Here is a 26,496-nt window from a genome sequence, read left to right on the forward strand (position 1 = left end):
ATGAGCGTGACCCAGACCCCGTGGCATCTCGCGAGCGTTTTCGAGAGTCTGGCGGATGCCGTTCCCGACCGGATTGCCAGCATTCACGGGACGAACCGGCGGACCTACCGCGCGTTCGAAGACCGCGCCGCGCGCCTTGCCACGGCGCTGGCCGGGATGGGAGTCGGGCACGAAACCAAGGTCGCGCTGCTGATGCGCAATTGCCCCGAATACAAGGAGGCGCAGTTCGCGATCTTCAAGAATCGCGGCATCAGCATCAACGTCAACTTCCGCTACAAGGGCGAGGAACTGCTCTACCTGCTGAGCGATTCGGATTCCGTGATCGTGGTCTTTCAGGACGAGTTTCACGATGTGCTGGCCGAGATCGCGGCGGACTTGCCCGGCGTTCGTGCCTTCATCCGCGTCGGCGACGCGTCGGACGGCGGCGTCGGCAAGGGGCTTTCCGGCCTCCATGATTTCGAGACGCTGATCGCGACCCATGGCCCCGCGCCGCGCATCGACCGGTCGCCGCGCGACACCGTCATCAACTATACGGGGGGCACCACCGGACTGCCGAAGGGCGTGATGATCGACCAGGAGGCGAGCGTCCGGCTCTATTGCTTCGGCTATGAATTCTATGGCCTGCCGACGCCGCAGACGACCGCGGATCTGGTTGCGGCCGCTACCGGGCTGGCAAAGGCCGGCACGGCTCCCGTCTGCCTCGTCTGCGTCCCCTACATCCATAATACCGGCAGCGGCGTCGGGCACACGATGACGACGCTGATGGGCGGCACCGTCGTCACCCTGACCGGCAAGAGCTTCGACCCCGCCGAAGTGCTGTCGACCATCCTGCGCGAACGGGTCACCCAGCTCGTGATCGTCGGCGATGCGATCGCGAAGCCGCTGCTCCTCGAGATCGAGGCGCGCGAACGCGCGGGCGAGCCGTGCGACCTGTCGTCGCTCCGCCTGATCGCTTCGGCCGGGGTCATGTGGAGCAAGGAGGTCAAGCAGGCCTTCCTCGACCGCGGCGACATGACGCTGATCGACTTCTTCGGCGCGACCGAGGGCGGAATGGGCATGTCGCGGTCGAGCCGGACCGAGCCGCCCACCACCGCCAAATTCCGCGCGCGGCCGAGCGTCAAGCTGCTCGACGACGACGGCAACGAAATCCCGTGGGGTTCGGGGCGACCGGGACGCTTCGCCGCCAGGGAAAATATTCCGTTCGGCTATTACAAGTCGGAGGAGCGGACCAACGCGGCCTTCCGGACCTTCGGCGGCGTCCGCTATTCGGTGCCGGGCGATTATGGCTTCATCGCCGCCGACGGCGAGATGACCGTCCTCGGGCGCGGATCGAGCTGTATCAACACCGGCGGCGAGAAGGTCTTCGCCGAAGAGGTCGAATCGGTCGTGAAGCGTCACGACGCCGTGCTCGACTGTCTGGTTATCGGCGTTCCCGACGACCGGTTCGGCTCGGCGGTCGCGGCGCTGGTGGCGCCGAAGCCGGGCGTCCGGATCGAGAGCGACGAGCTCGCCGATTTCGTCCGCTCGGTCCTGTCGGGCTACAAGGTGCCCAAATATTTCATCGAAGTGCCGGGCGTGCAGCGCGGCCCGAACGGCAAGCCCGACTATCAATGGGCGAAAGCGGCCGCGGGGATCGCAGCATGATATATTTGCCCGCCGCGTCAGATCGCCTATGGACCGGAAACCATGAGCAACACCATGTCCGATCAGCCAGAGACGTCGAATACGCTCGACCTTGCGCGCCTGCCGTGGAGCGGGCTGCCGGCGGGGATGCAGCTCATTCTGAACGCCGACCTGGTCGGCAAGGAATTTCGCCGCCGCGCCCGCCAGCGCCTGACCGATCACGACGTCAACGACCGGCGGGCATCGATCATCTCGTTCCTGTCGCAGGTCGGGCCGCAGTCGATCAACGACCTTGCGCAAAAGCTCGAACAGCACAAGGCGGCGATCAGTTCGCTGCTTATCCGGATGGAGAGCGACGGGCTGATCGAATTCACGCCGAATCCGGAGGACAAGCGCTCGAAATCGGCGGGACTGACCGAGAAGGGCAAGCTGCTTGCCGAGCCGATCCGCGATGCGCTGCTCGATATCCGGCACGGGATGCTCGAAGGGGTCGGCGAGGCCGACGTCGATCATGCCAACGCCATCCTGCTGCGGATGCTGTCCAACCTGAACCGGCTCGCCGAGAATTGACGGCCGGCGGGGAGACCCGCCGATGAACGATATCCGCCTCCTCGCCAACGGCCTCGTCGGCAACGGATTCTCCTACCGCGGCTTTCAGGCCGGTCTCGACCGGCGACCGCACATGATCGGCTGCGACGCGGGAACGTCCGACTATGGCCCCGGCCCCCTCGGATCGGGCCGCGACATCAAGCCGCCCGCCTCGGTCGAGCGCGATCTTGAAATCATGTTCGAGGGCGCGCGGCGCCTCGGCATACCGCTGATCATCGGGTCGTGCGGCGTCGCCGGGGCCGCGCCGCATCTCGAGGGCTATCGCCGGATCGTCGAGCGGCTGGTCGCCGATTCGGGCCGGCCCTGCCGCCTCGCGCTCATCCATTCGGACCAGGACCCGGCACTGCTCAAGGCCGCGTCGGCCGCGGGCCGGGTCCGCCCGCTCGGCCCCGTCCCGCCCCTGACCGATGCCGCGATCGACGCGAGTACGCATATCGTCGCGATGGCGGGCGCCGCGCCCTTCATCCGCGCGCTCGACGCCGGCGCCGACGTCATCCTCGCGGGACGCTGCACCGACCCCGCGATCTACGCCGGGCTGGCGATGAGGATGGGCGCGTCGCCCGCGATCGCCTGGCACGCGGCGCGCAGCATCGACAAGGGCATGCTCGCGACCGAAAATGTCGAAGAGGGATCGCCGGTGATGGCGACGCTCGACGACACGGGCTTCACCATCGAGCCGACGAAGGACGGGGCGCGCTGCACGGTGAAGAGCATCGCCGCGCTGACGATGTACGAAAATCCCGATCCATGGTCGATCCTCCAGCCCTCGGGCCGGATTTCGGCCGAACATTGCCGCTTCGAACAGCTCGACGAACGCAGCGTCCGGGTTTCGGGCAGCGAATTCTTCGCCGCCGGACGGCCCAGCGTGAAGCTGGAGGGCGCGCGTCCGGTCGGGCACCGCGCCGCCATGCTGGTCGGCATTCGCGACCCGCGACTGATCGCCGAACTCGACGATTATCTCGATCGCTTCGGGACGATGATCCGGCGGACGGCGCGCAGCCTCGGTATCGCCGAGGACAGCTATCGCTTCCGTTTTCTCGCCTATGGCCGCGACGCGGTGATGGGACTGCGCGAACCGCTCCGCGATTCACCGCCGCACGAGATCGGGCTGCTCGTCGACATTCTGGCCAGCGACGAGGCCGACGCGATGGCGCTGCTCGCCCGCGCGAGTTCGACCGGCGCAAAGCTGGCGCCGGTGCGCGGCATTCCCGCCGGCGGCAATTTCGCGGCGCCCTTCTCGCCCAACCAGATCCCGATCGGCCCGGCCTTCGAATGGAGCGTATGGCACCTTCTCGACTGCGCCGACGAAAGCGATCCCTTCCGTATCGAAATCATGGACCTTCAGGCATGACGCGTCTCGCCGACCTCGCTCCCGGCATCAAGGGCCGCAACGCCGGTGCCGCGTGGCTGACCTTCGACATCCCCTTTTCCGATCGCGCGTCCTACGAAAGGGCGCTGGCCAGCGGCGCGATCAGTCCGCGCCGGATCGGCGAGATCTACGCCGTTCCCGAAGCGGACGTCCGCGTTTTCCCCTTCGCGCCCGCGCTGGCGCTGAAGATCACCATTCCGCGAGCCGCCTTTGCGGGCGGGTTCGACGAATCCGACTTCGACGGCGCGCAGCAGTTCGCGCCGATCCTCGACATCGAAATCCCGTAGGAGAAGGGCATGACGGCCTCCCCATATGCCGAGTTCAGGGAATTGCAGACGGTCGTCCGCGACCAGGTCTTGCGGATCACCCTGTCCAACCCGCCGATGAACGGGATGACACCCGCGATCCACGGCGAGCTCGCCTATATATTCCGGGTCGCGAACCGCGACCGCTCGATCCGCGCCGTCGTCATCACGGGCGCGGGCGACCGCGCCTTCAGCGCCGGCGGCGATATCAACCGCATGGCCGCGAAGATCGACGACCATGGCGCCTGGAACGGCGCGATGCCCGAGGCGCGCGAGATCATCGCCAGCATATTGGAATGCGACAAGCCGACGATCGCGCGGATCAACGGCCATGCGGTCGGCCTCGGCGCCTCGATCGTGCTTGCCTGCGACATCACGGTGATGGTGGAGAAGGCGAAGATCGGCGACACCCACGTCAAGGTCGGGCTGTCGGCGGGCGACGGCGGCGCGCTGCTCTGGCCCTTTCTCGTCGGGCCGGTGCTGGCGCGGCGCTATCTGCTCACGGGCGACCTGCTCACCGGCGCCGAGGCCGCGGCGATCGGGCTGATCACCGAAGCCGTGCCCGCCGCCGATCTCGATACGCGGGTCGACATCTGGACCGAAAGGCTGGCGCGCGGCGCGACGCAGGCGATTTCGCTCACCAAGCGGTCGATCAACGCGAATATCCGCCAGCAGGCGCAGGCCTATCTCGACGCACATCTGGGCCTTGAGACCATGACCCACCTGTCCGCCGACCATCGCCGCGCGGCCTTCGCCTTCCGCGATCAGGAAGAACCGTCGTTCGAGGGCGACTGACATGGCCGTCAAGCTCCACTCTTCCGCCGCGGACGCACTCGCGGGGCTGCTTCGCGACGGCATGACGATCGCCGCGGGCGGCTTCGGCCTCTGCGGCATTCCCGAAACGCTGATCGCCGCCATCCGCGACAGCGGGGTGCGCGATCTCACGATCGTCTCGAACAACGCCGGCATCGACGATTTCGGCCTCGGCATCCTGCTGCGGAGCCGGCAGGTCAGGAAGATGATCTCCTCCTACGTCGGCGAGAACAAGGAGTTCGAACGGCAATATCTGGCGGGCGAGCTCGAGCTCGAATTCAATCCCCAGGGCACGCTCGCCGAGCGGATTCGCGCCGGTGGCGCCGGCATCGGCGGTTTCTACACGCGCACCGGTGTCGGAACGCTGGTGGCCGAGGGCAAAGAAGAGAAGATGTTCGGCGGCGAGCGCCATATTCTCGAGACCGGCCTGACCGCCGATCTCGCGATCGTGAAGGCGTGGCGCGGCGACGCGAAGGGCAATCTCGTCTATCGGAAGACGGCGCGCAACTTCAATCCGATGGTCGCCACCTGCGCCGCGACGACCGTCGCCGAGGTCGAGGAGCTGGTGCCGGTCGGGACGATCGACCCCGATCATGTCCACAGCCCGGGAATCTTCGTCCAGCGCCTCATCCGCGCCGAAAGCAACGAGAAGCGCATCGAGAAGCGCGTCCTGGCAGGAGCTGGCTGACATGCCGCGAACCCGAACCGAAATGGCCGCCCGCGCCGCGCAGGAACTCCGCGACGGCTATTACGTCAATCTCGGCATCGGTATTCCGACGCTGGTCGCCGACAATATCCCGCCGGGCATCGACGTCACGCTCCAGTCCGAAAACGGCATGCTCGGCCTCGGCCCCTATCCCGCCGCCGACGAGGTCGATGCCGATGTGATCAACGCCGGCAAGGAAACGATCACCGAGCTTCCCGGAACCAGCTACGTCTCGTCAGCCGACAGTTTTGCGATGGTCCGCGGCGGGCATATCGACCTGTCGGTACTCGGCGCGATGGAAGTGGCCGAGAATGGCGACATCGCCAACTGGATGATCCCTGGGAAGATGGTCAAGGGCATGGGGGGTGCGATGGACCTCGTCGCCGGGGTCCGGAAGATCATCGTCCTGATGGATCATGTGGCACGGGGCGGCGCGCCCAAATTTCGCCGGCGGTGCGCGCTGCCGCTCACCGGCGCGGGCTTCGTCGACATGATCATCACCGACCTCGCCGTTTTCGAACGCCCGGACCGCAAATCCCGCTTTCGCCTTGTCGAATGCGCCCCCGGCGTGAGCGCGGAGCAGGTGCGGGCGGCGACCGAAGCGCATTACGAACTGTAGCACGACCGCGTGATCCATCCCGTTTTCCGAGCGAGATTCCATGTTTCTGAGCCCCTATGACAACGAGGACTTTCCCGAAATCCGTGAAGGCGTTCGCCGCCTGTGCGCCGGATTTCCGGGAGAATATTGGCGCGATCTCGACGCCGGACGCGAATATCCTACCGATTTCGTACGCGCGCTGACCGAAGCGGGCTATCTGTCGGTGTTGATACCCGAAGCATATGGCGGGTCGGGGCTCGGCCTCCGGGCGGCCGCCGCCATTCTCGAGACGATCCAGGCCGAGGGCTGCAATGGCGGCGCCTGTCATGCGCAAATGTATGTCATGGGCACGATCCTGCGCCACGGGTCGGACGACCAGAAGCAGCATTATCTGCCGAAGATCGCCGCGGGCGAATTACGGCTCCAGGCCTTCGCGGTCACGGAACCGACGAGTGGCACCGATACAACCGCCCTCCGCACGACGGCCGTCCGCGATGGCGATTGCTATGTCGTCAACGGTCAGAAGATCTGGACCAGCCGCGCCGGGCACAGCGACCTCATGCTGCTGCTCGCCCGCACCACACCCCGCGACCGGTCGGCGAAAAAGACCGAAGGTCTTTCGACCTTCATCGTCGACATGAAGCGGGCGCTCGCCGACGGGTCGCTTGCAATCCGGCCGATCCGCACGATGATGAACCATGCAACCACCGAGATATTCTTCGACAATATGCGCATTCCTGCCGCCAGTCTCGTCGGCGAGGAAGGAAAGGGTTTCCGCTATATCCTTTCTGGGATGAACGCCGAACGCGTCCTGATCGCCGCCGAATGTGTCGGCGATGCCAAATGGTTCACGCGCAAGTCCGCGGCCTATGCCAGCGATCGCAAGGTTTTCGGTCGCGCTATCGGCCAGAATCAGGGCGTTTCCTTCCCGATCGCCCGCGCATACGCCAATATGCGCGCTGCGGAGTTGATGGTGCACGAAGCCGCCCGCCTCTATGAGGCGGGGCGGCCGAACGGCGCCGAGGCGAACATGGCAAAGATGCTTGCCGCCGACGCGTCGGTCGAGGCGGGCAATGCCTGCATCCAGACGCACGGCGGCTTCGGCTTCGCCGAGGAATATGACGTCGAGCGTAAATTCCGCGAGACGCGCCTTTACCAGGTCGCGCCCATCTCCACCAATCTCATCCTCTCCTTCCTTGCCGAACATGTTCTCGATATGCCTCGCAGCTACTGAGACCCCGGTTCGGATCGCTTCCCCGATTCCCGCATCGCCCCCGCCTCCCGTCGCCGGCTCAATCCCGGTCGATCGCCCCGGCATCGAGCAGCGGCGCCGCGTCCGCGTCTCCGGCACCAAGAAGGTCGGCCAATCGTTCCGTGCCGGCCAAAATCATCGCCTGTTCCCAGCCGGGCAGCACGGCGAACGCGGCCTCGAATTTGAGCTGCAGCATGTCGGGAGCCTCGACGAGGCGGCGGCGCCCCGCTTCCGTCGCCTTCAGAAGCATCCTTCGCTTGTCGTGCTCGCTGCGTGTCCGGCTCACGAGATCGAGCGCGACGAGACGATCGACGATCGCCGTGATCGTGGCGTGGCCGAATTGCAATCGCTGGGCAACCAGACCGGGAGTAACTTCGTCGCCCGCGTCGATCTCGCGCAGAACCAATAGCTGCGATGGCGTGAGCCCCGTGGCCACGGCCAGCCGGCGCGTTCCGCCTTCGGTCGCGCGAAGCACGCGCCGCAGGGCTTTCAACGTCGCATTGGCAATCTCTGACTCCATCGGGGACTGGTAGCCGCTGGAAACGCCGGCGCAAATCGATTTCGTTGCGCTTGCAAACGCCATTTATTTCATAAATCAAAATATATATTCGCCGCTCGGGGTTGCCCACGCTCCGATTGCACCTATATTTGCGTCGAATCACCTCGACTGAGGAATGATTCCATCGGATATTATTTCAGGAGATGAAAGATATTAGATCGGCAAAAAGACGAAGAGTCATTGCCTCCAGGGACAGATTTGGACGCGATTCCGGTCAGGAAGGCCGATATGGAGTTTCGAACGCCGGTCGCGGCGGACGGCCCCGCCATCACCGCGCTGATCGCGGCCTGCCCGCCGCTCGATCGCAACTCGCGTTATTGCAACCTGCTTCAATGCGAACATTTCGCCGACCATTGCGTCATCGCCGAAAGAGCGGGGCGGATCGTCGGCTGGGTATCGGGCTATCGTCCGCCTTCGGACCCGCACGCCTTTTTCGTGTGGCAGGTCGCCGTCTCCGGCGAGGGACGCGGAAAGCAGCTTGCGAGCCGCATGATCGCCGACCTGCTCGCCAGGCCGGCGCAGGATGGCGTGACGCACATGATCACCACGATCACTGCCGACAATCAGGCGTCGTGGGGGTTGTTTCGCAGCCTTGCCCGCAACTGGGACGCCGAACTCGAGCGCAGCGCGCTGTTCGAACGCGAAGCCCATTTCGCGGGCGCCCACGCCACCGAATATCTGGCCCGCATCGGGCCGATCGACCACGACAAGATCCACGCAAAACGGGGATAAGATGATGATCATGACACCGCAGCCGTCCGGATCGCTTCCGGACCGGACCCTCTATGAGCGCCGCGAATCCGAAGTCCGCAGCTATGCCCGGTCGATGCCGCGCCAGTTCGGCCGCGCCGAAGGCGTGTGGATGCACGACGATCAGGGCGGGCGCTACCTCGACTTCCTGTCGGGTTGCTCGACGCTCAACTATGGCCACAACCACCCCGTATTGAAGCGGGCGTTGCTCGATTATATCGGCGCCGACGGCATCGCGCACGGTCTCGACCTGCACACCGGTGCCAAGCGGGAATTCCTCGCCGCCTTCGAGGAGCTGATCCTGAAACCGCGCGGGCTCGACCATCGCCTGATGTTCACGGGGCCGACGGGCACGAACGCGGTCGAGGCGGCGATCAAGCTTGCGCGCAAGGTCACCGGCCGCGAAATGGTGATCGCCTTCACCAACGGCTTCCACGGCATGACGCTCGGCGCGCTCGCCTGCACCGGCAATGCCGCGAAGCGCGGCGGCGCGGGCGTCCCCCTCACCCATGTCTCGCACGAGCCCTATGACGGTTATTACGGCCCCGACGTCGACACGGCCGACCTGCTCGAACAGCGCCTCGCCGATCCGTCGAGCGGGCTCGACGCGCCCGCCGCGATCCTCGTCGAGACGGTGCAGGGCGAAGGCGGGCTCAACGCCGCCTCGCCCGAATGGCTGCGCCGGATTGCCGGCATAGCGAAGGCGCATGGCGCGCTGCTCATCGTCGACGACATCCAGGCCGGTTGCGGCCGCACCGGCGGCTTTTTCAGTTTCGAGGACATGGGTTTCACTCCCGACATCGTGACGCTCGCGAAATCGCTGTCGGGCATGGGCCTGCCCTTCGCGCTGACCCTGCTGCGCCCCGAGTTCGACCGATGGTCGCCGGGCGAGCATAATGGCACCTTCCGCGGCAACAACCACGCCTTCGTCACCGCGACCGCCGCGCTCAGGCATTTCTGGAGCGGCGGAGATTTCCGGCGCGACGTCGAACGGCGCGGGACGCTGCTCGAAGCGCGGCTCGCCCGCATCGCCGCCGAGCATGGTTTCGAAACGCGCGGCCGGGGCATGATGCGCGGCGTCAATGTCGGGTCGGGCGAGCTTGCCGCGACCGTGACCGCCGCCTGCTTCGACGCCGGCCTCATCATCGAAACCAGCGGCGCGCACGACGAGGTGATCAAGGTGCTCGCCCCGCTCGTCATCGACGATGCGGTGTTCGGCGCCGGCCTCGACATCCTCGAAACCAGGATCCGCGAAGCGATGGCCGCCGACTACGCCGTCGCCGCAGAATAATTGCAAGGAGACATCCACATGATCGTTCGCAACCTCAATGACATCCGCAAGACCGACCGCAACGTCCGCTCGGACGGCTGGGCGAGCGCCCGCATGCTGCTCAAGGACGATGGCATGGGCTTTTCCTTCCACATCACCACCATGTTCGCGGGCACCGAGCTCAGGATGCACTATCAGAACCATCTCGAAGCCGTCTTCGTGCTCAAGGGCACCGGCACGATCGAGGATCTGGGAACGGGCGAGATCCATCGTCTGGAACCCGGCGTCATGTACGCGCTCAACGACCATGACCGGCACATCGTGCGACCCGAAACCGACATTCTGACGGCCTGCACCTTCAATCCGCCGGTGACGGGCAAGGAAGTGCACGACGAAACGGGCGCCTATCCGGCCGACGCCGATCTCGTCGCCGCCGACTGACAACCTGCAAACGGAAAGGGAGACGTCCGATGCAAGACCTCTACCCCTCACGCCACGCGGCGACCGCCGAAATGCGGCCGCGGCACGACCCCGTCGTCCATAGCCAATGGAGCAACGACGCGCCGATCAGTCCGGCCCAGGCCGCGCAGTTCGACCGCGACGGCTATATCGTCCTCGAGGATATCTTCGCGGCCGACGAAGTCGCGTTCCTGCAACAGGCCGCGGGAGCGCTGCTCGCCGACCCCGCCGCGCTCGACGCCGAAACGATCGTCACCGAAGCGCAAGGCAGCGAAATCCGCTCGATCTTCGAAATCCACGCGCAGAGCCCCGTGATGGCGCGGCTCGCCGCCGACGCGCGGCTCGCCGACGTCGCGCGCTTCCTGCTCGGCGACGAGGTCTATATCCACCAGTCGCGCCTCAACTACAAACCCGGTTTCAGGGGCAAGGAATTCTACTGGCACAGCGACTTCGAGACCTGGCATGTCGAGGACGGCATGCCGCGCATGCGCGCGCTCTCGATGTCGGTGCTGCTCGCCGAAAACACTCCCCACAACGGGCCGCTGATGGTGATCCCGGGGTCGCACCGCACCTATCTCACCTGCGTCGGCGAAACCCCCGACGACCATTATCTGAGCTCGCTCAAGAAGCAGGAATATGGCGTCCCCGACGAGGTGAGCCTCGCCGAACTCGCGCATCGGCACGGCATCGTCGCGCCGACCGGCAAGCCCGGCACCGTGATCCTGTTCGACTGCAACCTGATGCACGGGTCGAACGGCAATATCACCCCCTTCCCGCGCGCCAACGCCTTCCTCGTCTATAATGCGGTCAGCAATCGGCTCGGAAAGCCGTTCGGCGTGGACAAGCCGCGTCCCTGGTTCCTCGCGCATCGCGGCGACCCCGAACCGCTGGCGGTCGAGCGCGGCGCGCTCGCCGGGACGGTGGCGGCATGACCGGGCACAGCGTCGAGAAGATCGGCGGCACATCGATGGCCGCGACCGCGACATTGTTCGACAATGTGCTGATCGCGGGGCGCTCGGGCGCCGATCTCTACAACCGCATCTTCGTCGTCTCGGCCTATGCCGGAATGACCGACCTGCTGCTCGAGAACAGCAAGAGCGGCGCGCCCGGCGTCTACGGCCGCTTCGTCGCCGACGAGGATGCGGGCGGCTGGCGCGAGGCGATGGAGGATGTCCGCCGCGCGATGCAGGAGCGCAACGCCGGAATGTTCGCGCGGCCCGAAAGCCGCGACGAGGCCGACGCCTTCGTCGATACGCGCATCGCCACCGTCGCCGCATGCCTCGAAGACCTCGCGCGGCTGCGCGCGCACGGCCGCTTCTGCGTCAAGGAGCAGCTGATGACGGTGCGCGAACTGCTCGCGGGCATCGGCGAGGCGCACAGCGCGCACAGCACCGCGCTGCTGCTGCGCGACCGCGACGTGAACGCGCGCTTCGTCGATCTGACGCTGTGGGACCAGAACGACCTGCGCAGCCTCGACGCGCGGCTCGGCGACAGCTTCGCCGCGATCGACCTTCGGGCGACGCTGCCGATCGTCACCGGCTATGCGGGATGCGAGGGCGGCATGGTGCGGCGTTATGCGCGCGGCTATACCGAAATGACCTTCTCGCGGCTCGCCGTCGTCACCGGCGCGCGCGAGGCGATCATCCACAAGGAATTCCACCTGTCGAGCGCCGACCCCCGGCTGGTCGGCGAGGACAGGGCGCGCAAGATCGGCCGCACCAACTACGACGTCGCCGACCAGCTCGCGAACCTCGGCATGGAGGCGATCCACCCCGGCGCCGGGCGCGGCCTCCGCCAGACCGGCATTCCGCTGCGCGTGCGCAACACCTTCGACCGCGAGGACGGCGGCACGCTGGTCACCGGCGACTATGTCTCCGACGTGCCGCGGGTCGAGATCGTCACCGGCATCCGCCAGATACAGGCGCTGACCTTCTTCGAACAGGATATGGTCGGGGTGAAGGGTTACGACGCCGCGATCCTCGACGCGCTGACGCGCCACCGCCTGTGGATCGTCAGCAAATCGTCGAACGCCAACACGATCACCCATTATCTGTCGGCGAGCGCCGACGCCGTGAAAGGCGTGATCGCCGACCTGCAGAAGGATTATCCCGAGGCCGCCATCTCGGCGCAGCCGGTGGCGATGGTCGCGGCGATCGGCAGCGACATCTCGCGCCCCGGGCTCGTCCCCGATGCGTTGCGCGCGCTGGAAGCGGCAGGCATCGGCATGATCGCGATGCAGCACCAGATCCGCAACGTCGACGTCCAGTTCATCGTCGAAAGCCGCGATTTCGAAGCGGCGGTGCGCGCGCTGCACAAATCGCTGGTCGAGGACATGGACGCGAGCGCGGAGGGTCGGCGCGCCGCATGACGCGGCGGCCGGGCCCGGCCGATGTTCGCAACGATCCTGCCCGTGCGGAGCCTGCTGGTCGCGATTTTCGTGATGATGGCGGGCAGCGGTTTCCTCTCGACGCTGATCGGCCTGCGGCTCGAACGCGCCGGCAGCGGGACGATGGTCATCGGCCTCGTCGCGACCGCCTATTTCGCCGGGCTCGTCGTCGGCGCGCTGCGCGGGGGCGAGGTCGTGCGCCGCGTCGGCCATATCCGCGCCTTCGCCGCCTTCGTCGCGCTGCTGTCGGCGAGCACGCTCACCTATGCGCTGTTCCGGCATCCCGCGCTGTGGGCGGCGCTGCGCCTCGTCGACGGGCTGTGCGTCGCAGGGGTCTTCATCTGCGTCGAAAGCTGGCTGGGCGACCGTGCCGAAGCGAACACGCGCGGCACCGTGCTCGCCTGGTATATGGTCGCGCTCTATTCGGGGCAGGCGCTCGGCCAGCTCATCCTGCGGTCGGGAAACAGCGCGCCGCAAATTCCGTTCGAGCTCGCCTCGATCCTGATCACGCTCGCGATCATCCCCGTCTGCCTGACCCGCGCCGCGGCGCCATCGCTCGAGGATGCCGCCTCGCTGCCGCTGCGGCGCCTGTTCGAAGCCTCGCCGCTCGGCGTCGCGGGCGCGGGAATCACCGGGCTGTTGCTCGGCGCCTTCTATGGCCTGGCGGCGATCTACGCGCGCCGGATCGGCCTCGGCCTCGCCGACACCGCGACCTTCATGATGACCGTGATCCTTGGCGGCGTCGCGCTGCAATGGCCGCTCGGCCGCCTGTCGGACCGCTACGACCGGCGGCGCGTCATCATCGCCTGCTTCGCCGCGACGCTCGGGGTCAGCCTCGCGCTCGCCATGGCGCCGACCGGCGCCCTGCTGCTCGGCCTCGGCGCGCTGTTCGGCGGATTGAGCTTCGCGCTCTATCCGCTCTGCGTCGCCTTCGCCAACGACCGCCTGCTGCCGTCGGAGCGCGTCACCGCAAGCGGCCAGCTCGTTCTTCTCTATTCGGTCGGCGCCGCGCTCGGCCCGCTCGGCGCCGCGGCGGCGATGACGCTGGCGGGCGCGGGCGGGCTTTTCCTCTTCATCGCGCTCGGTGCGGCCGCGATGCTCGCCTTCGGGCTGTGGCGCCTCGCGACCAGCGATCCGGTGCCCGGCGCGGCGCAGCAGGATTTCCAGATCCTGCCGCGCACGACCCCGGTCGCCGCGCTGCTCGATCCCGCCGGCCCCGAACCGCCCGCCCCTTCGGCCAAACCCCATCGGCAAACAGGTGACACATGGAAAAGCCCGTAACGATCCACGCCCCGGGGCACCCGCCCCCCTTTCGCGAACCGTCGCCGCTGCACCGCGCGGTCGGCGCCTCGGCGCTCGGCAATGCGGTCGAATGGTTCGACTATGGCATCTACGCCTATGGCGTGACCTATATCTCCGCCGCGCTTTTCCCCGGCGATACCGAGGAGGCGGTGCTGTTCGCGCTCGCGACCTTCGCCATCTCCTTCCTCGTCCGGCCGCTCGGCGGCCTGTTCTGGGGACCGCTCGGCGACCGCATCGGGCGCAAGTCGGTGCTCGCGATGACGATCCTGCTGATGGCGGGCGCGACCTTCGCGGTCGGGCTCATTCCCTCCTATGACAGCATCGGCTTCTGGGCGCCGACGCTGCTCATCGTCCTCCGCATGTTGCAGGGCTTTTCGACCGGCGGCGAATATGGCGGCGCGGCGACCTTCATGGCCGAATATGCCCCCGACGACCGCCGCGGCTTCTACGGCAGCTTCCTCGAATTCGGGACGCTCGCGGGCTTTTCCTTCGGCGCCGCGCTGATGCTCGGCTATTCGCTGCACCTCGGCGATCGGGCGATGCACGAATGGGGCTGGCGCATTCCCTTCCTGATCGCCGGTCCGATCGGCCTCATCGGCATGTATGTGCGATCGAAGATGGAAGACACGCCGATCTTTCGCGAGGAGATGGCGTCGGCCGAACGGCGCAAGCCGCCCGGCATCGCGGCGATGCTGCGCGACCACTGGCGCCCGCTTCTCGTCGTCGGCGGGCTCGTCGTCGCGCTCAACGTCGTCAACTATTCGCTGCTCAGCTATATGCCCACCTATCTCCAGCGGCGGATCGGCCTGTCGAACGAAGAAGCGCTGCTCGTGCCCATTATCGGCATGGTCTTCATGATGATCTTCCTGCCCTTCGCGGGCGCGCTGTCCGACCGCGTCGGCCGCCGCGCGATGTGGCGATGGTCGCTGATCGGGCTGCTGCTCGGCGTCGTCCCGCTCTATATGCTGATCGGGACGGGGTTCACCGGCGCGCTGATCGGCTTCATGGCGCTCGGCCTCCTCTATGTGCCGCAACTTGCGACGATCTCGGCGACCTTTCCGGCAATGTTCCCGACCGCGGTGCGCTTCGCGGGCTTCGCGATCGCCTATAATATTTCGACCTCGATCTTCGGCGGCACCGCGCCGATGATCGGCAGCGGTCTCATCACCCTGACCGGCGATCCGCTCATGCCCGCCTATTATATGATGCTGGCATGTCTGACCGGCCTGGCGGCGTTGCGTTTCATGCCCGAAACGGCCGGGCGGTCGCTGCGCGAAGATCCTTTCGCACGGGACGCGCCGCCAGCCTCGGAAAGCTGACGGCCCTCGTCGAAGAATATGGATCGCAAACGGCGGGGGCGATCTAGACCGTCGGTCCTGAAAACCGGACCGGTTCGCGACCCGGAATCGTCAGCACGGACCGACCGGTCTCGCACCAGAGATGTCCGGTCGCCCCGCACGACAGCCTCGCGAAATCGTCCTCGGATATGATCAGGATCGGGATGGCGACGCCGTAAAGATCATCGGCAACCAGGGCGCCGATCGTGAGGATCGGGTCGGCGCGCGTGGTGATCACGCCGGCGGGCGCGCGCTTCGTGCGGGCGAGTTCGACCAGCGCGCTCGACGAGGAGGACGACCCCCGGCTTCCGGGCATCGCCAGCAGCCGATCGGCGAGTATCGCGCCTCGCTGCGGGTGCGAGGCGTCGACGATGCGGCCGGTCTGCAGGTCGACCCCGCCCCACAGGCTCAGCGGATCGGTGAGCTTCAGCAGGGCCCCGCTCGCCATCCCCTCGATGAGGGCGTTTCCGCGGATCATCATGGCGCCACCACCCTTCCCGTCTCGGCCGACCGGATGCAGCGCTCCAGCGTCATCAACGCGACCCGCCGCCCCAGATTGCCGGGGCCGTAATGCGCGTATTTGCCCGATGTCGTCAGGATCAGCCCCGACGTCTCGCGGACGACCGGCGCCAGATAGGTGCAGGTATCGACGACGATGTTGACGCCAAAGGCGCGCAAGGGACCGAAGGCGTCGTCGTCCGCAATCCCGGCGGCGATCTCGCGCGAGGTCGATACATAGACTTCGGTCGCCGCCGCGCGGCGGCGTCCGTCCACGGCCTTGTTGAGCAAGTCGAATTCATGCATCGAATAATGCGGCGTGCCAAGGCAGACCGCCGCGACGGCCTCGCCCTCCACCGCGCGGCACAGCGATGCGATCGCCCCCGCCACCTCGGCCGGCGACACCGTTTCGACCGGCAGCCCGACCGTCGGCATGTCGGCCGCCTCGGGCGTCACCCCCTCGGCGTGGAACAGCGCGAGCGCGCCCGACGACGCGCCCGTGGCGCCGAGCGCCTTCAGTTCGTCCTCGTTCGCATCGGGCGGCAATCCGCGCAGATAGGGAATGATGCCCGGCGCGCGGCGCCCGACGACATAGCCGATCGCGGCGAAATAGAGGTCGCGCGGCAGCCGTGCGGCATCGATCGACGGAAGCTCGAAAACGACCGCCGGCCGGCGCGCCTCGTCGCGGTGCAGACCCGCGAGCGGCACGCGCCCCGTCAGCGCGGCGCAAAGGTCGGTGAAATCGCCATAACGGTCGGTGCGCGCGCCGAGTACCGAGTTGATGAAGACGATGGCATTGGATTCGGCCCAGGCGACATGCTCGCCGCGCCGCGGGCGCGCCATCCGCTGATAGGGCGCGCAGGTCAGCGTCGGCAGGCATCCGAGCAGCTCGTGCAGCCGGGTCAGTTCCTTCTGCTGCGCGATGATGTCCGGCGGGCCGCAATGCCAGCCGGGATGCGTGACGTCGACCGCCGCGACATTCAGCGTGGTCGGCACGCGCACCTTTCCGCCCAGATCGACGAAGCGTTCCACGAAATCGATGCTCGACGGGCCGTGATAGAGGCATCCGTCGATATGCGCGGATTCGATCGGAATGAATCGCTCCGCGCCGCAGGCCTCGCCGTACCGGACGAGCAACGCCATCGCGCGCCCGGCGGCGGCGCCATGCTCTCCGGCCAGCAGCGCGCGATCGATCGGTTCGAGCTTCACGACGCGCCGTATCCCGCGACGAGTTCCGCGGCCGCCAGATCCTCGATCGCGGTGCCCACCGACTTGAACAGCGTGATCGCCTCGCCGTCATCGCCGCGTCCCGGATGCGCGCCCGAACACAGCGCGGCGAGGTCGGCCTCGATCGCCTCCGCGCCGATCGCGCCGGCGTCGATCGCCCGAAGCAGATCGCCGGCCTCGTCCAGCACGCCCTCGCGGGTGTCGACGAAAACGCGCGCGCGGGCAAAGGTTTCGGCATCGGCCTCGCACATGTCGGGCCGGAACGCGCCGATCAGGTCGATGTGCATGCCGGGACGCAGCGCCGCCCCTGCGATCAGCGGTTCGGTCGCGAGCGTCGCGGCCGAGACGATATCGGCCGCCGCCAATCCCGCGTCGACCGTCGCGACTGCTTCCGCCGGATATCCCTGCGCGCGCGCCGCGCGCGCCGCCGCCTCGGCCTTGCCCGCATCGCGGCCCCAGACCAGAACCCGTTTCAACTCGAAAGCGGCGGCATAGGCCTCGATGATCGGCGCGTTGAGAGCGCCGGTGCCGATGACGAGCAAGGTGGCCGACGCTGGCCGCGCAAGCCGCGACGCGGCAAGAACCGACGCGGCGGCGGTCCGGCGGCGGGTGAGCGCGGCGCCGTCGATCAGCGCGATCGGCGGCCCCGATGCGCGATCGTCCAGGACGTAGGTCGATCGGATCGAGGGACGCGAACACGGATCGACCGTGACGATTTTCGTGCCGATCCGCCCGTTTCCCTTCCACGCAGGCATGACAAGCAACGAGGCGCCGCCCATATCCGCGGCGAGCCGCGGTGGTGCGCGATATTCGTCCCGGGCGAAAGCGTGCTGCAACGCCGCGATCAGCGCGGGCATCGGCGTTGCCCGCGCGACCGCTGCCGCATCGTACCAAGGGATCGTGGCGGCCGCCCCGGTCATGCGCCCGGGGTTCTGAGCTTCAGCATCTCGCGCGTCTCGGCGGGCGTCGCGACCTCATAGCCGCCGACCGCGTTGACGATCGTATAGGCGCGCTCGACGAGTTGGCCGTTGGTCGCCCAGACGCCGCGCGACATATAGAGATTGTCCTCCAGCCCGACGCGGATGTTGCCCCCGAGCAGCAAGGTGTGCGCGAGCATCGGCATCTGTTCGCGCCCGATTCCGAACGCGCCCCATATCGTTCCGGGCGCCATCAGGCTCTTCTGGTACAGGATCGTCTCGACGCCGTGCGGCGCCGCCCATTGCACGCCCAGCACCATCTGCATCATCGGCGGGCCGTCGATCAGCCCCTCTTCGACCAGCCTGTTGCCGAACAATATGTCGCCGGGGCCGAACACCTCGAGTTCGGGCTTCACCCCCGCCGCCCGGAACCGTTTCGCCATCGCGCGCAGCGTGTGCGGCGGGCTGAAATAGATATATTCGGTCGGACCCTCGACCTGGTTGTTGGTGACGATGTCGAGCGTCGCGATCTCGGGCAGCAATTCCTCGACATGCGCGACGCGCTCGTCGACGCCGACGACATCGCTGCCGGGCAGCATATGCCCTTCCTTCTCGGGATCGGGCAGGAAATAGGCGCCCATGCCGCACGTCAGGTTGAGCACGATGTCGGTGCCGGTCTGGCGGACGCGATCGACGACTTCGCGGAAATGCGCGCGGTCGCGGTTGCCCTCGCCCGTCTCGGGATCGCGGACGTGGATATGGACGATGCTCGCGCCCGCCGACGCGGCTTCGATACAGGCGTCGGCGATCTGCTTCGGCGTCACCGGCATCGACGGATGCTTCCTGTTATACGGCGCGCCGCCGGTGACCGCGCAGGTCAGGATCGTCTTCTTGTTCATCGTCATTCTTCCCATTCCATGTTGCCGCTCACGGCGATGATCTCTCCGGTGATCTTCTTGCCGGCGTCCGAGGTGAGGAATTCGACCATGTCGGCGAACTCGCTGAGCTCGACCTTGCAGCGCAGCGACACATATTTGAGATAGTCGTTCTCGATGTCCTCGAAGCTCCGCCCCGTCGCGTCGACGTTGCGCTGGACGATGAAGCGGAAACGGTCGTTGTTGATGATCCCGGGCAGGATCGCGTTGACGCGGATGCCCGACGGGCCAAGCTCGCGCGCGCTGTTCCTCGTCAGCCCCTCGACCCCCGCCTTCGACGCGATATAGGGCGCGCGGAACGGGATGCCGGTGCGCGTCGAGCAGGTCGAGAAATTGACGATCGAGCCGCCGCCGTTCGCCTTCAGCATCGGGACGGCGCGCTTCATCGTATAGAACATGCCCGACAGGTTGACCGCGATCGTCTTGTCCCACTCGTCCTCGTCGATATCCTCGATCGCGGCGCGCGGGCCCGCCATGCCGACGACATTGACCAGGACCGTCAGGTCGCCGACCTGCGCGCGCACATCGGCGAACAGGGCATCCACCTCGCTGCGAACGCCGACATCGGTGACGCTGCCGCTCATTCCCGGATTCGCCGCCAGCGTCGCGGCGACCGCATCGCCGCGCACATCGCAGATATGCACCTTCGCGCCCTTTTGCAGGAAACGCTCGGCGATCGCGCGTCCGACGCTGTCGCCCGCCCCGGTAACCAGCACTCGTTCCATCAAAGCCTCCCTTCGGTTCAGTTCGTTTCGGCCGGCAGCATCAGCCGCCCGGCGATGGCGCGCTCGCGGTCGGACAGGGGCGTCGCCTTGCGCGCGCCCAGATCGAAGCGAACGGTGACGCCCTCCAATATCGTGCAGGGTTTGGCGTCGGGACGCCGCGACAGGATCGTCCGGTGCCGGATCGACGTGCGCCCGACCGACAATATGCCGCTGGCGAGGATCAGCAGGTCGCCCGCGATCAGTTCGTGAAGATAGCGGATCTCGTGCGAGACATCGGCCCAGCCCGCGTTGCGGCCGTCGATCTCGCCCGCCGTCGGGCCGAAGAAGCCGAGCAGATGATAGACCGCATTGTCGAGGAGCGGCATCTGATGCTGCACCGACATGTGACCCATCGCGTCGCAATGCCAGGGAAAGACGACTCCGCGAAAGGTTTCGACCGGCGCGCTTGTCACTGATTCCGGGGTGATTTCGGGGTCCATGATGCGCCTTTCCGTTGCCGACGGCACCGGACTAATCGCCCATGCTTGACTTGTCTACACAGATTATACACAATGTGTTCATTGGGTATTCGCACTCTCGTCACAATCCATAAAACGTGCAAAAGGGGACAATATGCGTAGCAAGCTGAAGACTGGATCGGGCCTTGGCGTCGTCGCCGCGCTGCTGTGGACGGCTCCCGCCGCCGCGCAGACGGCCGACGAAGCCGGTGCCGGGGATGCGAACGAAATCGTGGTGACCGCGCAGAAGCGCGAGGAACGGCTGCAGGACGTGCCGATCTCGATCACCTCGCTCGGCGGCAAGGATCTCGACGCGCAGGCCAGCGGCGGCGTCAGCGAAGCCCTGCGTTCGGTCGCCGGCATCTCGATCACCAACTCGCCACAGGGCGGCGGGACGCAGCTCACGATCCGCGGCGTCGCCGCGAACGGCGCGACGCTCGCGGGGTCGAGCACCTCGGCCTTCTATATCGATTCGGTCCCCTTCGGCCTCGTCAAGTCGGCGATCCTGCCCGACACCAACGCCTATGACATGTCGCGCATCGAGGTGCTGCGCGGGCCGCAGGGCACGCTCTACGGCGCCAACGCGCTGAACGGCGTCGTGCGCGTCCTCACCAACGACGCCAACCTCGACCGCTTCGAATTCAAGGCGCGCGCCGGCGTCGCCGCGACCGAGGGCGGCGACCAGAGCTATCGCGGCGACATGGCGGTCAACATCCCGCTCGTCGAGGACAAGCTCGGTCTCCGCATCGTCGGCGGCTTCGAAAGCGCCGGAGGCTGGATCGATCAGCCCGCCCGCGGCGTCAAGAATGCCAACGACAGCCGCTCGCGCAACGTGCGTATCAAGCTCAACGGTCAGCCGACCGACGATTTCAGCTTTGGCCTGTCGGCATGGATATCGCGCATCGACCAGGACGCGCCCGCCTATGCCAACGACGCCGGCAACCAGCTGACCACCGTGCCGTTGCCGCAGAAGCTGAACTATGACGCGTTCAGCGCCAGGCTCGGCTACGACTTCGGCGCCTTCGAGGTATCGAGCGCGACGAGCTACCTCAAATTCACCAACCTCAGCGAGCGCGACTATACCAATCTCGCGCCGGACCAGACGCTCCACACCGAAATCGGCTCGAAGATCTTCACCGAGGAACTGCTGATCAATTCGACCGGCGGCGGCGACTGGCGCTGGTCGGTCGGCGGCTTCTACCGCGACGCGTCCGACCTTCTGAACCAGACCCTCTTCGTCCTCCCGGCACCGATCAACTTCAAGGACAAGTCGCGCTCGTTCGCGGCGTTCGGCGAAGTCACGCGCAGCTTCATGGACGGCACGTTCGAAGTCACCGGCGGGCTGCGCTATTTCAAGGACCGCGTGACCCAGATCGAGCTCACCCCGACCACCGGCGACCCGGCGCAGCCGCTCGCGCGGCGCACCGACACCTTCGATGCGGTGACCCCGCGCGCGGTGATCACCTGGCTGCCGAGCCGCCGCTTCACCGCCTATGCGTCCTACTCGCAGGGCTTCCGCAGCGGCTTCAACCAGAGCCCGACGATCATCCGCACCGCCCCCGGCATCCCGCCGGTCAAGGCCGACCGCCTGTCGAACTACGAAGTCGGCGCGAAGGGCAGCCTGCTCGGCGGCGCACTCACCTTCGATGCCGCGCTCTATTATATCGACTGGAAGGACATTCAGCAGAACCTCAACGTCGACATCGACGGCGTCGTCTTCGCCGCGTCGGTCAACGGGCCGAAGGCGAGCGGCTTCGGCGCAGACCTCGCGCTCACCGCGCACCCGGTGGAGGGGCTCGACATCGGCGGCACCTTCAGCTGGAACGGCCTCGACCTTGCCGGCCCGATCGTGACGCAAACCGCGGCCGGACCCGTCACCCTCTACAACAAGGGCGACCGCCTCGCCTTCTCGCCCGAATATACGGCGAGCGGCTTCCTCGATTATCGTTTCCCCGTCGGCAAGGCGGGGCTCAAGGGCATAGTCTCGGGCTCGCTGACCTATCGCTCGAAAATCCCCGCGCGCCTGCTCGCGTCGGGCGCCGCGCGCTACTTTCTCAGCGACGAACCGCTGCTCGCGCGCGGCAGCATCGGGCTCGAATCGCCCGACAACTGGACCGCCTCGCTCTACGTCGAGAATATCGGCAACTGGAACGGCATCACCCAGCCGCCGACGGACATCAGCCAGGAATATCGCATGCGCCCGCGCACCGTGGGCCTGCAGTTCGAATTCCGTTATTGAGCCTCTCCGGGGGCCGGAGCGATCCGGCCCCCGTTTTCAAAAAAGGTTTGCCCGTGTCCTCCCCCGATAGCGATCTCCCCTCCTCCGCCAACGCCATCGAAGCGCAGGTCCGCGATTATTTCGAGCGCCTCTATCGCCCCGGCGCCGGGCAATTCCATGGCATCGTCCATGTCGCGCCCAACCCCACCAGTGGCATGATCGCCTTTTCGGGCCCGATGATGCGCGCCGGCGGCGGCTTCCCGGTCACGCGCATCGGCCTTCTCGCCCCCGACGGCACGGTGACCCTGCTCGGCAGCGACGAGGCGAACGACAGCCAGCCGAAATGGTCGCCCGACGGCCGCCGGCTTGCCTTCCTGTCCGACCGCGACCATGGCGCGGGCAATTTCCAGTTGATGATCGCATCGGCCGATGCTCTCGATCGCGCCACCGCGCCCGCACCGATTGCCGGCGAGGCGGTCGAAAGCTTCGTCTGGGCGGCCGACAGCGGCAGAGTTCTGCTTCAGAGCGCCGACGCCGGCGCCGATGCCGCCGGGTCGGCGGCGACCGCGCGCATCGGCGGAGGCGACGGCGGCGAACGCCCCTCGTGGATGCCGACCGTCGAAACCGGCGGCCACGACGGCCTGTGGCGCCGTGCGCATATTCTCGACATCGAAAGCGGCGCGCTCGCGCGCGTCGGCACCGACGGCCAGAATGTCTGGGAAGCCGACTGGTGCGGCCCCGACGCGGTCGTCGCGATAACCTCGGCCAGCCCGACCGAGGGCGGCTGGTACCAGACCGAAATCGCGATCGCCCCCGCGGCCGGCGGCGCCTTCGAACGCTTCGCCGCGCCCGAGGTCGAACTCGCCGGCATCACCGCCTCGTCCGATGGCCAGACGATCGCGGTAATCGAGGGACGGTTCCACCGCACCGTCCAGCTCGGCTCGCTCATCCTCTACGACCGCGCGACCGGCGCGGCGCGCGAGCCCGATATCGGCGCACAGGTGTCGGCGCTCGTCTGGCGCGATGCGAACCGCCTCTTCTTCGCGGGCTTCGCCGCACCGGGATCGGTCGCGGGAACGCTCGATATCGCGAACGGTACCACCGCAATCGAATGGCGCGTGTCGGGCACGGCGGGACGCAAGGTGCCCTATGCGGTCCCCGAAGGCGAGGACGCCGTCCTCGTCCCCGGCCACGCTTTCGACCGCTATCCCTATCTCGCGCGCTCGGACGCGGCGGGCGAGCAGATGCTGCTCGACCTCACCCCGCCCGACCTCGCGCCCGTCCAGGCGCGGATGAAACCCGCCGAGGTCGTGCGCTGGCACGGCCGCGACGGGCTCGACATCCTCGGCTATCTCGCGATGCCCGAAGGGGTCGAACACCCGCCGCTCGTCGCCTTCATCCATGGCGGCCCCTCGCATCTGTTCCGCGATAGCTGGAGCTTCGACAACCCGCTCGCGGCGCTGCTCGTCAGTTCGGGCTATGCGGTGCTCTTCCCCAATCCGCGCGGCAGTTCGGGGCGCGGGCTCGATTTCGCGTCGCGCGTGATCGGCGACATGGCAGGCGAGGATGTGCACGACATATTGGCGGGGATCGACCATGTCGTCGCCAACCACCCGGTCGACGGCAGCCGGCTGTTCGTCACCGGCGGCAGCTACGGCGGCTTCATGACCACCTGGCTCGTCGGCCAGACGGGGCGCTTTCAGGCGGCGTGCGCGATCGCGCCGCTGACCGACATGCGCAGCCAGTATTTCACCGCACACCATCCCGAATTCCTGTCGCTCTATTCGGAAGGCGATCCCTATGACGTCGGCGGCACCTTCGACCGGCGGAGCCCGCTCGCGCACGCGAACAAGGTGACGACGCCGACGCTGCTGATCGCGGGCGAGATGGACAAGACCACCCCGCCCGCGCAGGCGGTGCAATTCCACCATGCGCTCGTTCTCGCGGACGTGCCGACCGAACTGATACTCTACCCGGAGGAGGGGCACGCCGCCGCACGCTTCGAGGCACAGGTCGATCAGGGAACGCGCGTGCTGCGCTGGTTCGCGCAGTGGCGGGATCGCAATTGAGCATCGCCCCCACCCCCGCCGCACAGGGCGGCGGCGCGGCGCATCTCTATTCTCCGGCGCGCCGCTGGACCTTCCTTGCGATCCTGTTCCTCGTCGGCGCGTCGAGCTCGATCGACCGCGTCGTCATTTCGGTGCTGCTCGAACCCATCAAGCAGGAATTCCGGGTCTCCGACACCCAGCTCGGGCTGCTCAGCGGCCTCTCTTTCGCATTGCTCTATTCGGCGTTCGGCCTGCCGATCGCGCGCTTCGCCGATCGCGGCAATCGCAAGAAGCTCATCGCGGCCGCGATCTCGGTGTGGAGCCTGATGACCGTGCTGTGCGCCGCGGCGGCCAGTTTCTGGCAGCTCCTGCTCGCGCGCATCGGCGTCGGCGTCGGCGAAGCCGGCGCGACCCCGCCCGCCCAGTCGCTGATCGTCGACTATTTCCCGACCGCGCAGCGCGCCCGCGCGATCGGCATTTTCGCGACGTCGGGGACCGTCGGCTATCTGATCGGGCTGTCGGCGGGGTCGCAGCTCGTCGCCGCCTACGGCTGGCGCGCGACGCTCGTCGCCTTCGGCCTGCCGGGCCTCCTGATCGCCGCGCTCGTCTGGTGGGTGCTCGACGAACCGCGTCAGCGGGTCGATGCCGCGGTTTCCCGCGCCAGCACGGAAGATTTCCGGACTTCGGTGCGCCGCCTCGTCGACAAGCGCTCCTTCGTGCTGATGCTGACGGGGTTCACCCTCTATCATTTCGCCGCCTATGGCTCGCTCGTCTTCGTACCCTCCTACCTCGTCCGCGTGATCGAAAGTCCGATCGAACAGGCGGGGCTCTATTATGGCGCGACGTCGGCGCTGGGGGTGCTGATCGGCAGCCTCGCCGGCGGCGCGATCCAGGACGCGCTGTCGCGGCGCGATCCGCGCTGGATCGTCCGCTTCCCCGCCATCGCCTTCGGTCTCGCGGCGCTGCCCAATTGCGCGATGTTCCTGATCGACGACCTGCCGGCCTTTCTGGTCGTCAGCACGATCGGCGGCATCCTGCTCTACGCTGCCCTGCCCGCCGCCTTCGCCGCGATCCACGCGGTGTGCGGCAGCGCGCGGCGGGCGACCGCGATCGCGATCGTCCTCTTCTTCGGCAATCTCCTGGGCTTCGGTCTCGGTCCGGTGATCACCGGCGCGCTCAGCGACCATTTCAGCGCGATCCACGGCCCCCAGGGGCTGCGCTACGCGCTGATCATCGTGATGGCGCTGACCTTGCCGACCGCATTTTTCTTCTACCGCGCGAGCGGCAGGGTGGCGGACGATCTGGAGGACTGAAGCTGGCGGGCGCGGCTCAGCCGCGACCGTTCAGCGAGAAATCGGCGGTGCTCGCACCGGCGACAAAGGTCTTCATCCGCTCGCGGAACTCGTCCGAATGCTCGTAGACCAGCCGTTCGGCCTCGGCGGCGTCGCCGCGGCGGATCGCGTCGATCATCTGATCATGCTGCTCGATGACGTCCGAATAGCTCAGCAGCGCCGCGCCGTTCTGGCGAAAGGCGAGCAGCGACAGGCGCATCACGCCGCGCAGCATTTTCGAGCAGTCGGCGGCGAGGAACCTGTTTCCGCACGCCTGATTGATCGCGTCGTGAAAGGCCCAGTTCGCCTCGACGATCAGGCGGGGATCGCGCGTTTCGCTCGCGACCGCGAACTCGCGGTTGCGCTGTTCGAGCAGGTCGAGGTGATGCGGCTGCCGGCGCAGCGCCGCCCAGCGCGTCGTCGCGCGCTCATAGAGTTCGAGGGCCTCGAGCACCTGCGGAACCTGGTCGAGGTCGAGCGGCGCGACGCGCGCACCGCGGTTCGGCGCCAGCACGACAAGGCTGTCCGACGCGAGCCGGATCAGCGCCTCGCGGATCGGGGTGCGCGAAAAGCCCAGCTCGCGGCTGAACTGGACCTCGTCCAGCTCGGTGTTCGGCGGCAGGTCGAGATTCAGGATCTGCTCGCGCAGCAAGGCATAGACCTTCTGTCCCGAGGACTGGCGGGCGACCTCTTCGCTTATGTCTAGGACCTCCGCCGGCTCGGCGGGCTTGTCGGATCTGGTTCGGGCTGCGCGCATCGCCG

26 protein-coding genes are annotated in these 26,496 nt (G+C 67.1%); 18 read left to right on the forward strand and 8 right to left on the reverse strand.

The window, feature by feature from the left end; all coding sequences use genetic code 11:
• Positions 1-6 precede the first annotated feature (6 nt).
• The 8 genes from JHC57_RS01595 to JHC57_RS01630 are packed head-to-tail and all read left to right on the forward strand — an operon-like array spanning position 7 to position 7,257.
• Positions 7-1,644: an AMP-binding protein gene (locus JHC57_RS01595; protein WP_294028075.1), complete on the forward strand. Its 1,638-nt coding sequence runs from the start codon at positions 7-9 to the stop codon at positions 1,642-1,644.
• Between the two features lie 54 nt (positions 1,645-1,698).
• Positions 1,699-2,193, forward strand: a complete 495-nt coding sequence (locus JHC57_RS01600) for a MarR family transcriptional regulator (RefSeq protein ID WP_294028077.1) — start codon at positions 1,699-1,701, stop codon at positions 2,191-2,193.
• A 22-nt stretch (positions 2,194-2,215) separates the two neighbouring features.
• On the forward strand, positions 2,216-3,583 hold the full coding sequence (locus tag JHC57_RS01605) for an acyclic terpene utilization AtuA family protein (protein WP_294028079.1): 1,368 nt from the start codon (positions 2,216-2,218) through the stop codon (positions 3,581-3,583).
• Positions 3,580-3,888 (forward strand): DUF4387 family protein, encoded by a 309-nt coding sequence (locus tag JHC57_RS01610; RefSeq protein WP_294028081.1) that lies wholly within the window; start codon positions 3,580-3,582, stop codon positions 3,886-3,888. The genes JHC57_RS01605 and JHC57_RS01610 overlap by 4 nt, the downstream gene beginning before the upstream one ends.
• A 9-nt stretch (positions 3,889-3,897) precedes the next feature.
• The gene (locus tag JHC57_RS01615) at positions 3,898-4,701 is read left to right on the forward strand and encodes an enoyl-CoA hydratase-related protein (protein ID WP_294028083.1); all 804 of its coding nucleotides are present in this window, start codon (positions 3,898-3,900) and stop codon (positions 4,699-4,701) included.
• Position 4,702: 1 nt separating this feature from the next.
• Complete coding sequence (locus tag JHC57_RS01620; protein ID WP_294028084.1) at positions 4,703-5,407, forward strand: CoA transferase subunit A; 705 nt, start codon at positions 4,703-4,705, stop codon at positions 5,405-5,407.
• Between the two features lies 1 nt (position 5,408).
• Entirely contained in the window at positions 5,409-6,044 is a 636-nt protein-coding gene (locus JHC57_RS01625; protein ID WP_294028086.1) for a 3-oxoacid CoA-transferase subunit B, read from the forward strand.
• A gap of 40 nt (positions 6,045-6,084) precedes the next feature.
• Positions 6,085-7,257 (forward strand): acyl-CoA dehydrogenase family protein, encoded by a 1,173-nt coding sequence (locus tag JHC57_RS01630; RefSeq protein ID WP_294028087.1) that lies wholly within the window; start codon positions 6,085-6,087, stop codon positions 7,255-7,257.
• A 58-nt stretch (positions 7,258-7,315) separates the two neighbouring features.
• Here JHC57_RS01630 and JHC57_RS01635 read toward each other — a convergent pair whose 3' ends face one another.
• Positions 7,316-7,795 (reverse strand): MarR family winged helix-turn-helix transcriptional regulator, encoded by a 480-nt coding sequence (locus JHC57_RS01635; RefSeq protein WP_294028246.1) that lies wholly within the window; start codon positions 7,793-7,795, stop codon positions 7,316-7,318.
• Between the two features lie 267 nt (positions 7,796-8,062).
• On the opposite strand from JHC57_RS01635, the gene ectA reads away from it, so the two are divergent.
• Genes ectA through JHC57_RS01670 form a run of 7 tightly spaced genes read left to right on the forward strand, consistent with a single transcriptional unit; the run spans position 8,063 to position 15,320 of the window.
• A complete protein-coding gene (gene ectA / locus JHC57_RS01640) occupies positions 8,063-8,566 on the forward strand; it encodes a diaminobutyrate acetyltransferase (RefSeq protein ID WP_294028089.1) in 504 nt (167 codons plus the stop codon).
• Position 8,567: 1 nt separating this feature from the next.
• Complete coding sequence (gene ectB, locus JHC57_RS01645; protein WP_294028091.1) at positions 8,568-9,875, forward strand: diaminobutyrate--2-oxoglutarate transaminase; 1,308 nt, start codon at positions 8,568-8,570, stop codon at positions 9,873-9,875.
• 18 nt (positions 9,876-9,893) lie between these two features.
• Complete coding sequence (locus tag JHC57_RS01650) at positions 9,894-10,295, forward strand: ectoine synthase (protein ID WP_294028092.1); 402 nt, start codon at positions 9,894-9,896, stop codon at positions 10,293-10,295.
• 29 nt (positions 10,296-10,324) lie between these two features.
• Positions 10,325-11,245, forward strand: a complete 921-nt coding sequence (gene thpD, locus JHC57_RS01655; protein WP_294028093.1) for an ectoine hydroxylase — start codon at positions 10,325-10,327, stop codon at positions 11,243-11,245.
• Entirely contained in the window at positions 11,242-12,681 is a 1,440-nt protein-coding gene (locus JHC57_RS01660; RefSeq protein ID WP_294028095.1) for an aspartate kinase, read from the forward strand. The genes thpD and JHC57_RS01660 overlap by 4 nt, the downstream gene beginning before the upstream one ends.
• Before the next feature lie 21 nt (positions 12,682-12,702).
• A complete protein-coding gene (locus tag JHC57_RS01665; RefSeq protein WP_294028096.1) occupies positions 12,703-13,980 on the forward strand; it encodes an MFS transporter in 1,278 nt (425 codons plus the stop codon).
• A complete protein-coding gene (locus tag JHC57_RS01670) occupies positions 13,965-15,320 on the forward strand; it encodes an MFS transporter (RefSeq protein ID WP_294028098.1) in 1,356 nt (451 codons plus the stop codon). Before JHC57_RS01665 ends, JHC57_RS01670 begins: the two co-directional genes overlap by 16 nt.
• A gap of 43 nt (positions 15,321-15,363) precedes the next feature.
• Here the strand turns inward: JHC57_RS01670 and JHC57_RS01675 are convergent, their stop codons facing one another.
• The 6 genes from JHC57_RS01675 to JHC57_RS01700 are packed head-to-tail and all read right to left on the reverse strand — an operon-like array spanning position 15,364 to position 20,119.
• Positions 15,364-15,819 (reverse strand): DUF126 domain-containing protein, encoded by a 456-nt coding sequence (locus tag JHC57_RS01675; RefSeq protein WP_294028100.1) that lies wholly within the window; start codon positions 15,817-15,819, stop codon positions 15,364-15,366.
• A complete protein-coding gene (locus JHC57_RS01680; RefSeq protein ID WP_294028101.1) occupies positions 15,816-17,045 on the reverse strand; it encodes an aconitase X catalytic domain-containing protein in 1,230 nt (409 codons plus the stop codon). Before JHC57_RS01680 ends, JHC57_RS01675 begins: the two co-directional genes overlap by 4 nt.
• The gene (locus JHC57_RS01685; protein WP_294028103.1) at positions 17,042-17,983 is read right to left on the reverse strand and encodes a hypothetical protein; all 942 of its coding nucleotides are present in this window, start codon (positions 17,981-17,983) and stop codon (positions 17,042-17,044) included. The genes JHC57_RS01680 and JHC57_RS01685 overlap by 4 nt, the downstream gene beginning before the upstream one ends.
• On the reverse strand, positions 17,980-18,885 hold the full coding sequence (locus tag JHC57_RS01690) for a 3-keto-5-aminohexanoate cleavage protein (RefSeq protein ID WP_294028105.1): 906 nt from the start codon (positions 18,883-18,885) through the stop codon (positions 17,980-17,982). Before JHC57_RS01690 ends, JHC57_RS01685 begins: the two co-directional genes overlap by 4 nt.
• The gene (locus JHC57_RS01695; protein WP_294028107.1) at positions 18,882-19,640 is read right to left on the reverse strand and encodes an SDR family oxidoreductase; all 759 of its coding nucleotides are present in this window, start codon (positions 19,638-19,640) and stop codon (positions 18,882-18,884) included. Before JHC57_RS01695 ends, JHC57_RS01690 begins: the two co-directional genes overlap by 4 nt.
• A gap of 17 nt (positions 19,641-19,657) precedes the next feature.
• Positions 19,658-20,119, reverse strand: coding sequence for a thioesterase family protein (locus tag JHC57_RS01700; RefSeq protein WP_294028108.1), 462 nt, complete (start codon positions 20,117-20,119; stop codon positions 19,658-19,660).
• A 133-nt stretch (positions 20,120-20,252) separates the two neighbouring features.
• On the opposite strand from JHC57_RS01700, the gene JHC57_RS01705 reads away from it, so the two are divergent.
• The 3 genes from JHC57_RS01705 to JHC57_RS01715 are packed head-to-tail and all read left to right on the forward strand — an operon-like array spanning position 20,253 to position 25,716.
• A complete protein-coding gene (locus JHC57_RS01705; RefSeq protein ID WP_294028110.1) occupies positions 20,253-22,376 on the forward strand; it encodes a TonB-dependent receptor in 2,124 nt (707 codons plus the stop codon).
• Positions 22,377-22,429: 53 nt separating this feature from the next.
• A complete protein-coding gene (locus JHC57_RS01710; RefSeq protein ID WP_294028111.1) occupies positions 22,430-24,424 on the forward strand; it encodes a prolyl oligopeptidase family serine peptidase in 1,995 nt (664 codons plus the stop codon).
• Complete coding sequence (locus JHC57_RS01715; protein ID WP_294028113.1) at positions 24,421-25,716, forward strand: MFS transporter; 1,296 nt, start codon at positions 24,421-24,423, stop codon at positions 25,714-25,716. The genes JHC57_RS01710 and JHC57_RS01715 overlap by 4 nt, the downstream gene beginning before the upstream one ends.
• 16 nt (positions 25,717-25,732) lie before the next feature.
• On the opposite strand, the gene JHC57_RS01720 is transcribed toward JHC57_RS01715, so the two are convergent.
• A complete protein-coding gene (locus JHC57_RS01720) occupies positions 25,733-26,491 on the reverse strand; it encodes a GntR family transcriptional regulator (protein WP_294028115.1) in 759 nt (252 codons plus the stop codon).
• Positions 26,492-26,496 lie beyond the last annotated feature (5 nt).

The organism is Sphingopyxis sp. (assembly GCF_016463645.1).
GTDB lineage: Bacteria > Pseudomonadota > Alphaproteobacteria > Sphingomonadales > Sphingomonadaceae > Sphingopyxis.

Coding starts and splice junctions, on each gene's coding strand:
- ectA (WP_294028089.1), top strand. CDS start 8,063: ATGGAGTTTCGAACGCCGGTCGCGGCGGACGGCCCCGCCATCACCGCG.
- JHC57_RS01720 (WP_294028115.1), bottom strand. CDS start 26,491: ATGCGCGCAGCCCGAACCAGATCCGACAAGCCCGCCGAGCCGGCGGAG.
- JHC57_RS01615 (WP_294028083.1), top strand. CDS start 3,898: ATGACGGCCTCCCCATATGCCGAGTTCAGGGAATTGCAGACGGTCGTC.
- JHC57_RS01630 (WP_294028087.1), top strand. CDS start 6,085: ATGTTTCTGAGCCCCTATGACAACGAGGACTTTCCCGAAATCCGTGAA.
- JHC57_RS01600 (WP_294028077.1), top strand. CDS start 1,699: ATGTCCGATCAGCCAGAGACGTCGAATACGCTCGACCTTGCGCGCCTG.
- JHC57_RS01670 (WP_294028098.1), top strand. CDS start 13,965: ATGGAAAAGCCCGTAACGATCCACGCCCCGGGGCACCCGCCCCCCTTT.
- JHC57_RS01610 (WP_294028081.1), top strand. CDS start 3,580: ATGACGCGTCTCGCCGACCTCGCTCCCGGCATCAAGGGCCGCAACGCC.
- JHC57_RS01620 (WP_294028084.1), top strand. CDS start 4,703: ATGGCCGTCAAGCTCCACTCTTCCGCCGCGGACGCACTCGCGGGGCTG.
- JHC57_RS01685 (WP_294028103.1), bottom strand. CDS start 17,983: ATGACCGGGGCGGCCGCCACGATCCCTTGGTACGATGCGGCAGCGGTC.
- JHC57_RS01665 (WP_294028096.1), top strand. CDS start 12,703: ATGTTCGCAACGATCCTGCCCGTGCGGAGCCTGCTGGTCGCGATTTTC.
- JHC57_RS01700 (WP_294028108.1), bottom strand. CDS start 20,119: ATGGACCCCGAAATCACCCCGGAATCAGTGACAAGCGCGCCGGTCGAA.
- JHC57_RS01675 (WP_294028100.1), bottom strand. CDS start 15,819: ATGATGATCCGCGGAAACGCCCTCATCGAGGGGATGGCGAGCGGGGCC.
- JHC57_RS01650 (WP_294028092.1), top strand. CDS start 9,894: ATGATCGTTCGCAACCTCAATGACATCCGCAAGACCGACCGCAACGTC.
- JHC57_RS01635 (WP_294028246.1), bottom strand. CDS start 7,795: ATGGAGTCAGAGATTGCCAATGCGACGTTGAAAGCCCTGCGGCGCGTG.
- JHC57_RS01705 (WP_294028110.1), top strand. CDS start 20,253: ATGCGTAGCAAGCTGAAGACTGGATCGGGCCTTGGCGTCGTCGCCGCG.
- JHC57_RS01605 (WP_294028079.1), top strand. CDS start 2,216: ATGAACGATATCCGCCTCCTCGCCAACGGCCTCGTCGGCAACGGATTC.
- JHC57_RS01690 (WP_294028105.1), bottom strand. CDS start 18,885: ATGACGATGAACAAGAAGACGATCCTGACCTGCGCGGTCACCGGCGGC.
- JHC57_RS01695 (WP_294028107.1), bottom strand. CDS start 19,640: ATGGAACGAGTGCTGGTTACCGGGGCGGGCGACAGCGTCGGACGCGCG.
- ectB (WP_294028091.1), top strand. CDS start 8,568: ATGATGATCATGACACCGCAGCCGTCCGGATCGCTTCCGGACCGGACC.
- JHC57_RS01660 (WP_294028095.1), top strand. CDS start 11,242: ATGACCGGGCACAGCGTCGAGAAGATCGGCGGCACATCGATGGCCGCG.
- thpD (WP_294028093.1), top strand. CDS start 10,325: ATGCAAGACCTCTACCCCTCACGCCACGCGGCGACCGCCGAAATGCGG.
- JHC57_RS01625 (WP_294028086.1), top strand. CDS start 5,409: ATGCCGCGAACCCGAACCGAAATGGCCGCCCGCGCCGCGCAGGAACTC.